14 protein-coding genes are annotated in these 13,274 nt (G+C 58.7%); 8 read left to right on the plus strand and 6 right to left on the minus strand.

Annotated features, from left to right (window positions below; translation table 11 throughout):
- Positions 1-122: 122 nt before the first annotated feature.
- The gene (miaB, locus tag IE123_RS13680) at positions 123-1,472 is read right to left on the minus strand and encodes a tRNA (N6-isopentenyl adenosine(37)-C2)-methylthiotransferase MiaB (protein ID WP_189519226.1); all 1,350 of its coding nucleotides are present in this window, start codon (positions 1,470-1,472) and stop codon (positions 123-125) included.
- A gap of 333 nt (positions 1,473-1,805) precedes the next feature.
- Between miaB and IE123_RS13685 the strand changes: the two genes are divergently transcribed.
- The 3 genes from IE123_RS13685 (at position 1,806) to IE123_RS13695 (ending at position 3,619) form a co-directional block, all read left to right on the plus strand.
- Positions 1,806-2,132, plus strand: coding sequence for a DUF1820 family protein (locus tag IE123_RS13685; RefSeq protein WP_189519228.1), 327 nt, complete (start codon positions 1,806-1,808; stop codon positions 2,130-2,132).
- 198 nt (positions 2,133-2,330) lie between these two features.
- Positions 2,331-2,942 (plus strand): TIGR04211 family SH3 domain-containing protein, encoded by a 612-nt coding sequence (locus IE123_RS13690; protein WP_189519230.1) that lies wholly within the window; start codon positions 2,331-2,333, stop codon positions 2,940-2,942.
- Between the two features lie 2 nt (positions 2,943-2,944).
- Complete coding sequence (locus tag IE123_RS13695) at positions 2,945-3,619, plus strand: class I SAM-dependent methyltransferase (protein WP_189519232.1); 675 nt, start codon at positions 2,945-2,947, stop codon at positions 3,617-3,619.
- A gap of 101 nt (positions 3,620-3,720) precedes the next feature.
- Here IE123_RS13695 and IE123_RS13700 read toward each other — a convergent pair whose 3' ends face one another.
- From IE123_RS13700 to ggt, 5 genes are all read right to left on the minus strand, one after another.
- Complete coding sequence (locus IE123_RS13700; RefSeq protein WP_189519233.1) at positions 3,721-4,779, minus strand: sulfate/molybdate ABC transporter ATP-binding protein; 1,059 nt, start codon at positions 4,777-4,779, stop codon at positions 3,721-3,723.
- Entirely contained in the window at positions 4,776-5,603 is an 828-nt protein-coding gene (cysW, locus tag IE123_RS13705; protein ID WP_189519235.1) for a sulfate ABC transporter permease subunit CysW, read from the minus strand. Before cysW ends, IE123_RS13700 begins: the two co-directional genes overlap by 4 nt.
- Position 5,604: 1 nt before the next feature.
- On the minus strand, positions 5,605-6,441 hold the full coding sequence (gene cysT, locus IE123_RS13710; protein ID WP_189519237.1) for a sulfate ABC transporter permease subunit CysT: 837 nt from the start codon (positions 6,439-6,441) through the stop codon (positions 5,605-5,607).
- Positions 6,441-7,460 carry a thiosulfate ABC transporter substrate-binding protein CysP gene (gene cysP, locus IE123_RS13715; protein WP_189519239.1) on the minus strand — a complete coding sequence of 340 codons (1,020 nt, stop codon included), beginning with the start codon at positions 7,458-7,460 and terminating at the stop codon, positions 6,441-6,443. The genes cysT and cysP overlap by 1 nt, the downstream gene beginning before the upstream one ends.
- 180 nt (positions 7,461-7,640) lie before the next feature.
- Positions 7,641-9,368, minus strand: coding sequence for a gamma-glutamyltransferase (gene ggt, locus IE123_RS13720; RefSeq protein WP_189519241.1), 1,728 nt, complete (start codon positions 9,366-9,368; stop codon positions 7,641-7,643).
- 178 nt (positions 9,369-9,546) lie between these two features.
- Between ggt and IE123_RS13725 the strand changes: the two genes are divergently transcribed.
- The 5 genes from IE123_RS13725 (at position 9,547) to IE123_RS13745 (ending at position 13,245) form a co-directional block, all read left to right on the plus strand.
- Positions 9,547-9,723 carry a hypothetical protein gene (locus IE123_RS13725; RefSeq protein WP_115853517.1) on the plus strand — a complete coding sequence of 59 codons (177 nt, stop codon included), beginning with the start codon at positions 9,547-9,549 and terminating at the stop codon, positions 9,721-9,723.
- Positions 9,724-9,867: 144 nt separating this feature from the next.
- Positions 9,868-10,563: a ribulose-phosphate 3-epimerase gene (rpe, locus tag IE123_RS13730; protein ID WP_189519243.1), complete on the plus strand. Its 696-nt coding sequence runs from the start codon at positions 9,868-9,870 to the stop codon at positions 10,561-10,563.
- Positions 10,547-10,858, plus strand: a complete 312-nt coding sequence (locus IE123_RS13735) for a GIY-YIG nuclease family protein (protein ID WP_189519245.1) — start codon at positions 10,547-10,549, stop codon at positions 10,856-10,858. The genes rpe and IE123_RS13735 overlap by 17 nt, the downstream gene beginning before the upstream one ends.
- Positions 10,859-11,098: 240 nt before the next feature.
- The gene (locus IE123_RS13740) at positions 11,099-11,821 is read left to right on the plus strand and encodes a gluconate 2-dehydrogenase subunit 3 family protein (protein ID WP_189519247.1); all 723 of its coding nucleotides are present in this window, start codon (positions 11,099-11,101) and stop codon (positions 11,819-11,821) included.
- Between the two features lie 44 nt (positions 11,822-11,865).
- The gene (locus IE123_RS13745; RefSeq protein WP_229819777.1) at positions 11,866-13,245 is read left to right on the plus strand and encodes a c-type cytochrome; all 1,380 of its coding nucleotides are present in this window, start codon (positions 11,866-11,868) and stop codon (positions 13,243-13,245) included.
- Positions 13,246-13,274: the final 29 nt, after the last annotated feature.

Raw genomic sequence — 13,274 nt, forward strand, 5'->3', positions numbered from 1 at the left:
CTTTAGGGGAACAATAGCATCAATTGTTCGATCGAAAAGGAAGAGTCGCCATCGCGTCATGGTGCTCGCGATGGCGCGCCCGTCCGGTACATGCGATATGACATCAGACGCGCATCTGCCCATCAGTATTTCTGTGAAGAGACAAGCTCACCACGCAGAGAGTTGGGGAAGGCTTCGACGATTTCAACATCGACGAAGTATCCAATCAGATCGATCGGATTGGCGGCGCGGAAGTTGACCACGCGGTTATTTTCGGTGCGGCCGGAAAGCTCACCCGGGTCCCTGGGTGAAAAGCCCGAGACCAGAATGCGCTGGGTCGTACCCACCATGCGCCGCGAGATACCGATCGCATTCTGGGTGATGCGATCCTGAAGAATCTTCAGGCGCTGTTTCTTGACCAGTTCCGGGGTATCGTCGGGCAGATCAGAAGCCGGTGTGCCGGGGCGTTTGGAATAGACAAACGAGAAGGAATGATCAAAACCGATGCGCTCGATCAGATCCATCGTGTCCAGAAAGTCCTGCTCGGTCTCACCCGGAAAGCCGATAATGAAGTCAGAGGAAAAACTGATGTCCGGGCGCTTTTCACGAATGCGCTCCATCTTGGCAATATACTCTTCGCGACCGTGACCGCGTTTCATCGCCTTGAGAATGGCATCGGAACCCGACTGCACCGGCAGGTGCAGATGGCTGACCAGCTCGGGAATCTCGCCGAAGGCCTCGATCAGGCTGTCGGTAAACTCCACCGGGTGTGACGTGGTAAAGCGGATACGGTCGATGCCATCCACAGCGGCCACGGCCGCAATCATTTCGGCCAGATCGATCTCTTCGCCGCTGTCATCCATGCCGCGATAGGCATTGACGTTCTGGCCCAGCAGATTGATTTCGCGCACACCCTGTTCGGCCAGGTGGACGACTTCATCAAGCACGTCCTCGAACGGGCGTGAGATCTCCTCGCCACGAGTGTAGGGCACCACGCAGAAGCTGCAATACTTCGAGCAGCCTTCCATGATCGACACAAACGACGAGGCACCATCGGAGTTGGGCGCCGGCAGACGGTCGAACTTCTCGATTTCGGGGAAGGTGACATCCACCACCGAAATCAGATTTCCGCTTTCGTTGCGGTTATCCATCATGTCCGGCAGGCGATGCAGGGTCTGCGGGCCAAAAACCATGTCAACATGGGGGGCGCGCTTTTGAATGTTGTCGCCTTCCTGGCTCGCCACGCAGCCACCGACGCCAATCACCAGATTCGGGTTGGCCGCCTTGAGCTTTTTCCAGCGGCCAAGCTGATGAAACACCTTTTCCTGCGCCTTCTCGCGAATCGAGCAGGTATTGAGCAGGATGACATCCGCCTCGTGCTCGTTGTCCGTCAGTTCCATCTGATGGGACTCGCCCAGCAGGTCGGCCATGCGAGCCGAGTCATACTCGTTCATCTGGCAGCCGTGGGTCTTGATGAAGAGTTTCTTCGTCATGGGCCTTGGGTACATATAAAAAAGTGGGTGTCAGACGATGATCCAGCGATGACAGCACAAAACCTGCCGTGCTTTCGCCCTACCATCGAGAGGAGTGCCGTGAAGTGTCGCACTGCGACATGAGATGGCGAAATTATACGCAAGGGCGCAGGTACAGGCCAGCATGCGCTTGTGTAGTGAAAAATAGTCTTTGTGTATCAACGCGTGAGCGCGGTCATGACGGGCGCCATCGGTGCAAAAGCCTATGATAGACTCCCGCGCTTGTCGCGGCCCATGACGGCGGCGCGGCGATCTTTCTTTGGTCTGGCGCAATAGAATGAGGGTTCAGCGTACATGGCGGCAAGGCCACTTTATAGAATCAGTTTTCTGCAGCAGGGCGAGCTCTGGGAGCTTTACGCGCGCGATATCTTCCAGAGCGAGCTGTGGGGCTTTATCGAGATCGAGGGCGTGGTGTTTGGCGATGACGCCAGAATGGTGGTCGACCCCGGTGCTGAAAAGCTGCGTCGTACCTTTGAAGGCGTCTCGCGCAGCTATCTGCCGATGAATGCCATTGTCCGCATCGACGAAGTGGAGCACGAAGGGGCTCCAAGAGCGGTCAAGGCAGAAGGCAATGTCACTGCCTTTCCGGGCGCCATGCACTGGCCGCCGCGCGAAGAGTAGGGTCTCTGGCTGAACATTTTTTGAGCAAAATGGTGTCATGGCCTGTCTGCCGGGCGCTTTATGCGTCATGTGATCAGGTTGTCCCGTAGGTTATCCACAGAAACTGTGGATGAGCGATTTCATCGGGATCAGGTAATGGGTACGTCCGGCGCAGCCACCATGATGTGACGATCAATTTTTAACGAACAATGACTTCCCATGAAAACAATTGGAAAACTTTGCGTCGGTATTTTACTGGGTGTCGGGGTCAGCACCGCTTACGCTGACGAAGCCCGCTGGGTCAGCGATTCGCTGTCGACCTATGTCCGAAGTGGCCCCACCGACAGTTATCGTATCGTGGGCACGGTGGATGCCGGTCAGCGGGTGACACAGCTTGAAACCCAGGGCAAATACAGCCGTATTCGTACCGAAAGCGGTGACAGTGTCTGGATTCCCAGCGATGACCTGCAGGCAGAGCAGAGCGTGCAGGAACAGGTGCCTGAAATGCAGGAGCGCGTGCAGTCCCTGACGCAGCGGCTTGAAGGCATTGATGATGAGTGGAACAGCCGGGTGGCCGACATGAAGACATCGCTGGAAAGCAGTCAGGCCCGTGTCAATGAACTTCAGACCAGCAATGATGACCTCAATGCCCAGCTCACTCAGGCGCAGTCCAAAATGCGCGAGTACCAGGCAAGGCTCGACACCGAGCGTGAAGATCTTTTGATGCGCTACTTCGTCTACGGTGGCAGCGTGGCAGGTGCCGGGCTGGTGCTGGGATTGCTGGTGCCGCATCTGCCAAGACGTCGCAAGAAGCGTGATCGCTGGTTCTGATCATGGCTTCTTCCGATCAGGGTAGCGAGCAGTGGTTTGACCGCTGGCGGGAAGGGCGCATCGGCTTTCACAGCGACAGCGTCCAGCCCATGCTGGCACGTTACTGGCCACTTTTGGGTATAGCATCCCACGCTCGCGTGCTGCTCCCGCTGTGCGGGAAAAGTGGCGATATTCACTGGCTGGCTCAGCGCGGCCATCCCGTACTGGGCGTCGAGCTGGTAGAGGCGGCCGTCCAGGGCTGGTTTGAGGCACAGGGTGAGGCCCGGCCGCAGGCTGACCCTCGACCCGGGTTTGAACGATTCGTGAGCCCGGCGCAGACCAAACGTGCCGAGGTAACGCTCGACGTGGGCAACTTCTTTCATCTGGAAGCAGACCAGGGAGAAGCCATCGATGCCTTTTATGACCGGGCTGCGCTGATTGCACTACCCGAGACCGCTCGTCAGCGCTATGCGCTCAGGCTGGCCGAGCTGTGTCGCCCTGGCGTGGAAGGGCTCCTGATTTCGGTGGTGCGTGATGAACGCCGTGATCAGGGGCCGCCCTATGTGGTCACCGATGAGGAGATACAGCGCCTTTTTGCCCCCAACTTCGTGCTGGAGAGGCTGGGCGAGCAGCCGGATGATCGCGGCATGACCGATATTGCCTGGCGACTGCGGCGCAAGACCCCGCTGTCATGTTGATCTACCCGAACGATCGATCATGACCACGCATGCAAGGCCGACAAGCGCGTTGGCCTTGCATGGACTGACCGGTGAGTTGATCTTTCGTGCAACAAAAGTGCTCAGGCGTTTTCCGGTGCGAACTGGTGCCAGCGGGCGGGAATGACAAAGAAGGCGCCTCCGCGCTCGGGCCTGAGTCGATCAAAGTCGTGATGGGTGATGCTGGCAAGCCAGGGTGTATCCATCCAGTCGGCAGTCAGTTCGATACGTACATCGCTGCCTACCGGCGAGACCGCATCAACGGTCACCGGCAAATGCGCCCGCGCATCCGGTGCGGTGGTCAGTATCAGCTCATGCGGGCGTAACAGTACCTCACTGGTCGGAGCGCCTGCCTTGTCCAGCTGTATCCATGCCTGATCCCGATGCAGTCGACCTTCACGATACTCACCGGCAAAGCGGTTGGTTTCGCCCAGAAACGAGAATACAAAGCGGTTGGCGGGTGCGCGATACAGCGTCTGCGGCGTGTCGATCTGCTCGATGCGGCCGTTGCTCATGACCACCACCCGATCGGAAAGCTCAAGGGCCTCCTCCTGATCGTGCGTCACAAACACGCTGGTAAAGTTGAATTCCTCGTGCAGATGCCTGAGCCAGCGCCGCAGTTCCAGTCGTACCTTGGCATCCAGCGCCCCGAAGGGTTCATCCAGCAGCAGCACCTCGGGCTCGACCGCCAGGGCGCGCGCCAGCGCCACGCGCTGCTGCTGTCCACCGGAAAGCTGCGCCGGCAGACGTTTGGCCAGTGCTTCAAGACGTACACGCTCAAGCAGATGATGCACCCGGTCATGAATCTCGGCGTTGGACAGGCGTTCGCTGGAAGGCCTTGCGCGCAATCCAAAGGCCACATTCTCAAATACGCTCATGTGCCGAAAAAGCGCGTAGTGCTGAAAGACGAATCCGACCCGGCGCTTTCGAACGTGCACGTGGGTCACGTCGCGGTCGCCAAAATGGATCGAGCCACTGTTGGGTGTCTCAAGACCTGCAATGATGCGCAAAAGCGTGGTCTTGCCAGAGCCTGATGGTCCCAGCAGCCCCACCATCTCTCCCTTGGCAATCTCCAACGACAGCGGATGCAGGGCGGTCGTGTTGCCAAAGCGTCTGGAGACACCGGTCACGCTGATACTCATGCTGTTTTCTCCCGACGATGGGTATGCCACTCAAGCAGGGCCTTGATCATCAGCGTCACGATGGCAAGAGCTGCCAGCAATGCCGCGCTGGTGAAGGCGCCCACCGTGTTGTAATCCTGATACAAAAGCTCCACCTGCAGCGGCAGATTGATGGTCTCGCCACGAATGCTGCCCGAAACGACCGAGACGGCGCCAAACTCGCCGATGGCTCGGGCGTTGGTCAGAATCACGCCGTAGACCAGCGCCCAGCGGATATTGGGCAGGGTAATGCGTCGAAAAAGCATCCAGCCGCTGGCGCCCAGTGTCACACCGGCCTCTTCCTCGGCACTGCCCTGGGCCTGCATGAGCGGGATCAGCTCGCGCGCCACAAACGGACAGGTGACGAAAATGGTGACCAGCACCATGCCCGGCCAGGCAAACATCAGCTGCACGTCCTGCTCGGAGAGGATGCTGCCCAGCCATCCGGTGCGGCCATACAGCAGCAGGTAGAGCAGACCGGCCACTACCGGCGAGACCGCAAAGGGTATATCGATCAATGTCTGCAGAATGCGCCGACCAGGGAAGGTGAAGCGGGTCACCAGCCAGGCCAGAAAGATGCCAAATATCAGATTGACCGGCACGGTCATCAGTGCAATCAGCAGCGTCAGGCCGATCGCTTCCCGAGTGAAGTTGCTGGTCAGGTTCTGCCAGAATGGCGCAAGACCTTCGGCAAAGGCCTGATAGAAAATGCCGGCCAGCGGGATGACCAGAAACAGCGTTGTCAGTATTACGGCCAGCGTGATCAGCCCCAGACGTGTGCCGGTACCGTCGCCAATGCGCTTCATGTCAGTGCCTCCCACCATGCAGACGGCGATAGAAACGTCCCTGCCAGAGATTGATGGCCAGCAGCAGCAATAGCGACACCAGCATCACCAGCGACGCAATGGCCGCGGCGCCTGCGTAGTCATACTCTTCCAGACGTGTGGCCATCATCAGGGAGACCACTTCGGTGCGGTAGGGCATGTTGCCGGCAATGAATATGACGGCGCCAAATTCGCCCAGCGAGCGGGCGAAGGAAAGCCCGGTACCGGTGACCACGGCCGGCCAGATATGCGGCAGGATGACCCGTCGAAAGGCGTACAGATTGCTGGCCCCCAGCGTGAGCGCTGCTTCATCGGCCTGCGCTGGCAGGTCTTCAAGGACCGGCTGTACGGTGCGCACGACAAAGGGCACGCTGGTAAAGGCCATGGCCAGCGCAATGCCCAGCCAGGTATAGGCCACCTCGATCCCCAGCGGGTCCAGCAGGCTGCCAACCGCACCATTGCGTGAATAAAGCGTGGCCAGCGTAATGCCAGCCACCGCCGTGGGCAGGGCAAAGGGCAGATCCATCAGCGCATCGAGAATACGCTTGCCGGGAAACGTGTAGCGTGCCAGCACCCAGGCCATCAAAAGCCCGAACAGCGCGTTGAAAAGCGAGGCTGCCAGCGCTGCCAGCAGCGTCACCTTATAGCTTGCGATCAGGCGAGGGTCGGTAATGGCTGCCCAGTACTGTGACCATGACAGCGTAGAGAGCTGGCCGATGAGACTGGTCATCGGCAACAGCAGGATCAGAGAGACGAACAGCAGGGTCACGCCAAGTGACAGCGAAAACCCTGGCAGTACTCTGGCAGAACGCGTGCTCATTAACGGCGCTGCAACTGGTCGAGTTCACCACCGTTGGCAAAATGTGTCTGCATCACATCTTCCCAGCTCCCCAGTGCGTCTTCGACACGCAGTAGCGTGGTCTGCGGGAAGCGCTCGGCAAACTCCTTGCTGATCTCGTCATCGTTGACGCGGTAGTAGTACTGCGCCAGCGTGCGCTGTGCTTCAGGCGAATAGAGGTACTCCAGATAGCCCTTCGCCAGATCCTCGGTACCGTTGCGCGCAGTGTTTTTGTCCACCCAGGTCACCGGGAACTCGGCCATGATATCCACCGGCGGCACGACGACCTCATAGTCGTCCGGGCCGTACTGGTTGCGGATGTTGTTGGCTTCCGATTCAAACGTGATCAGCACATCGCCGATGCCGCGCTCGGCAAAGGTGGTCGTGGCACCGCGACCGCCGGTGTCGAAGACTTCGACATTGGCCAGCATCCTTTTCATGTAATCACGCGTGGCGGCATCATCATTGCCGTTGTCGTGATTGCTGGCGGCCCAGGCTGCCAGATAGGTATAGCGTCCGTTGCCGGAGGTCTTGGGGTTGGGGAATACCAGCGCCACGTCATCGCCGGCCAGATCCGCCCAGGTGTGGATATCCTTCGGATTGTCCTTTCTGACCAGAAAGGCCATGGTCGAATAGTAGGGCGAGCTGTAATTGGGCAGGCGAGACTGCCAGTCGTCGGGAATCAATTGCCCCTTCTGTGCCAGTACGTCGACGTCGGTCACCTGATTGAAGGTGACAACATCTGCGCGCAGTCCCTGCAGGATCGCGCGTGCCTGGGTCGAAGAGCCGGCGTGGGTCTGCTTGACCTCAACGGATTCCCCATGTTCCTCCTGCCAGTGCTCAACGAACTGCGGATTGAGCTCGGCAAAGAGTTCGCGCGCGATATCGTAGGAGGCGTTGAGCAGCTCGCGATCGGCGCTGAAGGCCTGTGTGCTGCCCAGTGCCATGCTTAGCGCAGCTGTCGCCACCACACGGCGCAAAAGGGTCGTGCGTAAAAACATATCGTGTTCCCCGGCATCTGATCGGCAGGATTTTTTATCTGTAGCCAGTGAGTCTGGCAATGAGCAGAGGCTAAACAAAACTCGTGGGAATGACAATCAGGCTGGTTATGCCATTTTGTTCTTTAAACCTGAGCCAGGATTACGCCGGCAGGAGAGGCCATGCCTCTCCTGCCGAGCGAGTCAGAGGCCCATTGCCGAGGAGGTTTCCCGGCGCGGGTCGGCGCCGCCCTGAAAGCCGTCCTCGTTGATCAGTATCGACTGGCTGGCGCCCATGGCCGATTGCTGAACCACGTGGTGGCCCATGCCTTCCAGCAGGCGCAGGGTGTCCGGACTGAAGCCATCCTCGATGCGAAGCTCATCGGGCAGCCACTGATCGTGAAAACGCGGCGCGCTGACGGCCGACTGGATGTTCATGCCGTGATCGATCACGTTGCTGATCACACCAAGGGTGGTGGTGATAATACGTGAGCCGCCGGGGCTGCCGGTGACCAGAAGGTTTTTACCATCACGCTTGACGATGGTGGGTGTCATGGAGGAGAGCATACGCTTGCCGGGCCCTACCGCATTGGCCTGGCCACCGATCAGGCCAAAGGCATTGGGAACGCCGGGCTTGGCCGAAAAGTCATCCATTTCGTTGTTGAGCAGAAAGCCTGCCTTGTCCACGGCAATGCCGGAGCCATAACTGAAATTGAGCGTATAGGTATTGGAGACGGCCAGCCCCGAATCGTCGGCCACCGAATAGTGGGTGGTCTCGTTGGACTCATAAGGGGTGATGTTTCCCGGGCCAATGGCCTCTGACGGTGTCGCCCGACCGGCTGAAATCTGCGCGCGAAGCTCGCGGGCATACGCCTTTGAGGTCAGTGCCTCGACCGGTACATCAAGGAAGTCTGGATCACCCAGGTACTTTGAGCGATCCGCGTAGGCGCGACGCATCGCCTCGCTCATTAGATGCATGGTGGCGGCAGAGCCAAAGCCCATGCGGGTCAGGTCATCGTTTTCCAGCATGTTCAGAATCTGCACGATATGCACGCCGCCGGAAGAGGGCGGGGCCATCGCATAGACGTCGTAACCCCGATAGGTACCGTGAACCGGCGCGCGCTCAACGGCCCGATAATTCTTCAAATCTTCCCGGGTCATGATGCCATCAAAGGCCCGGATGGTATCGATCAGGTGGTCAGCGGTTTCACCCTCGTAAAACTCGCGCGGCCCGTTTTGGGCAATACGGGTCAGCGTGGCTGCCAGTTCGGGCTGTTTGAAGACCTCTCCTGCGCGCCAGTCGCTGCCGTCGGCCTTGTAGAACAATCGACGTGTGCCGTCGTTTTTTTCCAGCTGTTCGCGGCTGTCGTTGAGGCCGTCGGCAAAGCGCTGCGGGATGGCAAAGCCGTCATGGGCCAGACGAATGGCCGGTGCCATGACCTGTTCAAGCGGCATGGAACCGTAGCGCTCAAGCGCCATCGCCATGCCGGCGACTGTTCCGGGCACCCCCGAGGCGTTGGCCGAAAAGCGCGAGGCCTTTTCGATCACATTGCCCTCGTCATCCTGAAACATGGTTTCAAAGGCGCCGGCGGGGGCGGTCTCCCGATAGTCGATCGACGTCACATCACCGCTTTTCTCATCGGAGATCACCATGAAACCGCCGCCGCCAATATTGCCCGAGCGTGGCTGTACCACGGCGAGTGCAAAGCCGATGGCGACAGCAGCATCCACGGCGTTGCCACCCTCACGCAGAATGTCGCGACCCACGCGGCTTGCCAGCGTATGGCTGGTAACGACCATGGCGCGCTGTCCGGGCTCGGGATGGAAGCGCTCACCTTCAATGATGGGCGCCTGAGCAGCGGCGCTCAGTGAGGTCAGCATCAAAAGCAGGCACAGCAGCCCGGCCAGCATGGGTGGTTTGCGTGCAGACATTTGAATTCCCTTTTATATTGTTTATGGTTTTACATTAGTGCTGATGAATGAGTATGGCGAAATAAAGGATCTGCGTCGTCTCCGAAAGTCAGTCAGTGACGGTAAATCAGCAGAGGGCTCGCTTAGCGGCGGGCATGCACTATAGTGATTCCTGCACGTTCACTCAGAGGTTATTGCCATGCCTGATCAAACGCCTACCCCCCGCACAGCCTGCGTAAAGAAGGTCGACAAGGGCGGCGGTACAACCGTATATGAAGTTCGCGGCGTCAATCCTGATAAGGATACCCTGCTCAGTGAATATGAAACCGAGGAAGAGGCGCTGGACGCCGTCAAACGCTATGAGTGTGAAAACTGATTTTTTAGCGTCCTGATCCGGGGCCGCCATGATGCGGCCCTTTTTTGTGCCACGACTTCAACGATCACTCGGCACGACTCTGTTACCCCACGTGATCGGGGTGTACGCTGATGGATATCGAATTTGTTTGACGAGGTGTTTACAGTGCAACAACCCTTCAGGATTGCGCCTTCCATTCTATCGGCGGATTTCGCCCGTCTGGGGCAGGAAGTAGACGATGTGCTGGCCAGCGGCGCCGACATGATCCACTTCGATGTCATGGACAATCACTATGTGCCCAACCTGAGCTTCGGGCCCGGCGTGTGTCATGCGCTGCGCAATTACGGCGTGACCGCGGAGATCGATGTTCACCTGATGGTGTCGCCGGTAGACGATCTGATTCGTGCCTTTCTGGATGCCGGGGCCAATCACATTACCTTTCATCCCGAGGCCAGTCTGCATATCGACCGCTCGCTGCAGCTGATCATTGATGGCGGGGCGACAGCAGGCCTGGCGCTTAATCCGGCCACCCCGCTGTCCACGCTGGATCACGTGCTCGACAAGCTGTCGATGCTGCTGGTGATGACGGTCAATCCAGGTTTTGGTGGGCAGTCCTTCATTCCCGCCATGATGGACAAGCTGCGTCTGGCCCGCGCGATGATCAATGCCACCGGCAAACCCATTCGCCTGCAGGTGGATGGCGGTATCAATGCGGACAACATCGGCGAAATTGCCGAAGCCGGCGCCGATACCTTCGTCTCCGGTTCTTCCATCTTTGCCAGGCGCAGTGATAGTGATCCGAATCACTATGACTCGATCCTGCGCGCCTTCAGGGAACCACTGGATGGCCTGTCTCGCTGATCAGGAGGGGCCGGACGACGTGGAGGCGCCAGTCTGGTCGCTGTACATCATTGAAAACCGGCTGGGGCATCTTTATACCGGCGTGACCACCGATGTGGCACGCCGTTTCAACGAGCATCAGCGCGGTGGCACCCGCTGTGCCAGAGCCCTGCGGGGCAAGGGGCCACTGCAGCTGCGTTTTTCCTGTCAGGTAGGTGACCAGGGCCGTGCGCTCAGCCTTGAGCGCCGTATCAAGAAACTCTCCCGCCATCAGCGCCTGGCCATTATTGAAAAGGGCCGGCTCCCCATTGAGTAACAGCCCGACAGGGCATTGCCCCGGGTATTTGCGGCAAACGGATAGCTGACCCCGTTCCCTGCTCACCGACATCGTCATTGAAACGAAACTTAAACTATTGTCGTATTAATGATAATGTGGCGCGCGCTGCGACACATCACCGCATTCAGCCGTGAGCCAGACATGACCCGTAAACAAATTTAAACAAGGGTCTGATACTCAAGGCCGCCATTGCGACAAGAATCCCTGTAGGAACCTGACATGTCTTCCCGGATACAGAACAGACAGCGCCGCGATTTCATTCGTGGTTCGCTGACGATGATTCCCGCCATTACCCTTGGCAGCGGCGTAACGCTGACTGCCCAGGCCGCCGAACAGGCGCCGGCGCTGAGCGACTATTCCCCCCTGTTTTTCAACGACGACGAGTGGGCCTTCATACTGGCCGCCTGTGACCGCCTGATCCCTTCACAAGGCAATGGACCGGGCGCACTTGAGGCCCACGTTCCTGTCTTCATCGATCGTCAGCTGGATGGTGATTACGGTCACGCCACCGACTGGTACATGGAAGGGCCCTTTGTTGCCGGCTCTCCGGATCTGGGATTTCAGTATCCCTATACGCCCCGGGAAGTCTATCAGCGCGGTATCGCGCTGACGCAGCGCTGGTGCCAGCAGACGCACGGGGCATCCTTTGACGCCCTTGATGCCCAAACGCGTGATCAGGTACTGAGCGATCTGGAAAAGGGCAATATCGATTTTGCAGCGATGGATGAAGAGTGGCTGCCCGCCGCTGATTTCTTCTCCGGGCTTTTGCAGAACACGCACGAAGGTTATTTCGCCGATCCCATCTATGGCGGCAACCGTCACATGGGACCCTGGAAGATGGTGGGCTTCCCCGGTGCGCGTGGCAGCTTCCGTGACTGGGTGGATCAGCATGACGTTGAATATCCGCTTGGCCCCGTCAGTCTCAGCGGTGAGCGCGGCTAAATCCCAGAGTCGCTGCAGTATTGATTCGCTACAGGAACAGGCAAGTGAATAGAAAAGAAATGATGGCAGTGCTGGCGGGCATCGGGACGCTGATGATGGCCACCACCAGCAGCGCAGCCGATAACGATGAGACCATTGAGCGAGGCGCGTATCTGGCCCGGGCAGGCGATTGCGTAGCCTGTCATACCGCGCCCGATGGTGAAGACTTTGCAGGCGGGCTGGGTATCGAAAGCCCATTCGGCACGATCTACTCCACCAATATCACGCCGGATAAAAAGACCGGTATTGGCGACTGGAGCGAAGAGGAATTTGCCGCGGCGCTGCGCGACGGCAAGCGCGCCGATGGTGCCAACCTCTATCCGGCCATGCCTTATCCCTCTTACGCCAGGGTATCCGATGAGGATATCCACGCCCTTTACGTCTACTTCATGAAAGGGGTTGAGCCGGTTCAGCACCAGCCTGAAGAGACGAGCCTTTCCTTCCCCTTCAATCAGCGCTGGGGCATTTCCGCCTGGAACTGGCTGTTTGCCGGTGGCGAGGTATTTGAGCCGAAGGCGGATCGCAGCGAACAGATCAACCGTGGCGCTTACCTGGTCGAAGGGCTGGGGCACTGTGGCAGCTGTCATACTCCGCGCGGCATTTTCCAGCAGGAAAAGGCGCTTGATGACAGCGGTGATGACTACCTCTCCGGTGCCGATCTCAACGACTGGCTGGCGCCCTCACTGCGTGGCAAGGGTGATGGTCCGCACGGGATGGTGACCTGGAGTGAAGACGATATCGTCGAATATCTGGCCACCGGTCGTAACGAGCGCAACGTGGTGTCCGGCGAAATGACCGACGTCATTGAAAACAGCACCTCGCACATGAGTGAAGAGGATCTGCGTGCCATTGCGGTCTATCTCAAGAGCCTGCCGGCCAATGAGAGCAGCAACGCTGACGTGGCGCAAACGGGCGAAGAAGACAATACCCGGGCCCATCTGGATGCCGCAAAGGATCTGAGTTCGGCCGAGCGTCTCTATCTCGATAACTGCAGTGCCTGCCACTTCAATGATGGCATGGGCGCGCCGCGCGTGTTCCCGGCGCTGGATGGCAACTCGCTGGCCAATGCCGACAATCCCACCGGCCTTATTCATACCATTCTGGCCGGCGCCGAAATGCCCTCGACCGAGAAAATGCCGTCGAAGCTGGTCATGCCCGGTTTTGCCTGGCGTCTGTCGGATGAAGAAGTCGCTGATCTGGCGACCTTTGTACGCCAGGGCTGGAGCAACCAGGGGGGTAAAGTCACGGCCGATGAAGTCTCAAGGGTACGTGATGAGCTCCACGAGCGTAGCTTCAGCACGGCTCCCGCGTCGGTGATTGACGGCGAAGAGTTCAAAAAGCGCAGCGGCGATGGCAACGGCACCCGCCCCGAGCACAATCAGTAAATCATTTTAATATGACGGAGATGGTCCGG

Origin of the sequence: Kushneria pakistanensis (genome assembly GCF_014652795.1) — a bacterium.
GTDB lineage: Bacteria > Pseudomonadota > Gammaproteobacteria > Pseudomonadales > Halomonadaceae > Kushneria > Kushneria pakistanensis.

Coding starts and splice junctions, on each gene's coding strand:
- cysW (WP_189519235.1), bottom strand. CDS start 5,603: ATGAAGCGCATTGGCGACGGTACCGGCACACGTCTGGGGCTGATCACG.
- IE123_RS13735 (WP_189519245.1), top strand. CDS start 10,547: ATGGCCTGTCTCGCTGATCAGGAGGGGCCGGACGACGTGGAGGCGCCA.
- IE123_RS13690 (WP_189519230.1), top strand. CDS start 2,331: ATGAAAACAATTGGAAAACTTTGCGTCGGTATTTTACTGGGTGTCGGG.
- IE123_RS13700 (WP_189519233.1), bottom strand. CDS start 4,779: ATGAGTATCAGCGTGACCGGTGTCTCCAGACGCTTTGGCAACACGACC.
- IE123_RS13740 (WP_189519247.1), top strand. CDS start 11,099: ATGTCTTCCCGGATACAGAACAGACAGCGCCGCGATTTCATTCGTGGT.
- cysP (WP_189519239.1), bottom strand. CDS start 7,460: ATGTTTTTACGCACGACCCTTTTGCGCCGTGTGGTGGCGACAGCTGCG.
- IE123_RS13695 (WP_189519232.1), top strand. CDS start 2,945: ATGGCTTCTTCCGATCAGGGTAGCGAGCAGTGGTTTGACCGCTGGCGG.
- miaB (WP_189519226.1), bottom strand. CDS start 1,472: ATGACGAAGAAACTCTTCATCAAGACCCACGGCTGCCAGATGAACGAG.
- ggt (WP_189519241.1), bottom strand. CDS start 9,368: ATGTCTGCACGCAAACCACCCATGCTGGCCGGGCTGCTGTGCCTGCTT.
- IE123_RS13685 (WP_189519228.1), top strand. CDS start 1,806: ATGGCGGCAAGGCCACTTTATAGAATCAGTTTTCTGCAGCAGGGCGAG.
- cysT (WP_189519237.1), bottom strand. CDS start 6,441: ATGAGCACGCGTTCTGCCAGAGTACTGCCAGGGTTTTCGCTGTCACTT.
- IE123_RS13725 (WP_115853517.1), top strand. CDS start 9,547: ATGCCTGATCAAACGCCTACCCCCCGCACAGCCTGCGTAAAGAAGGTC.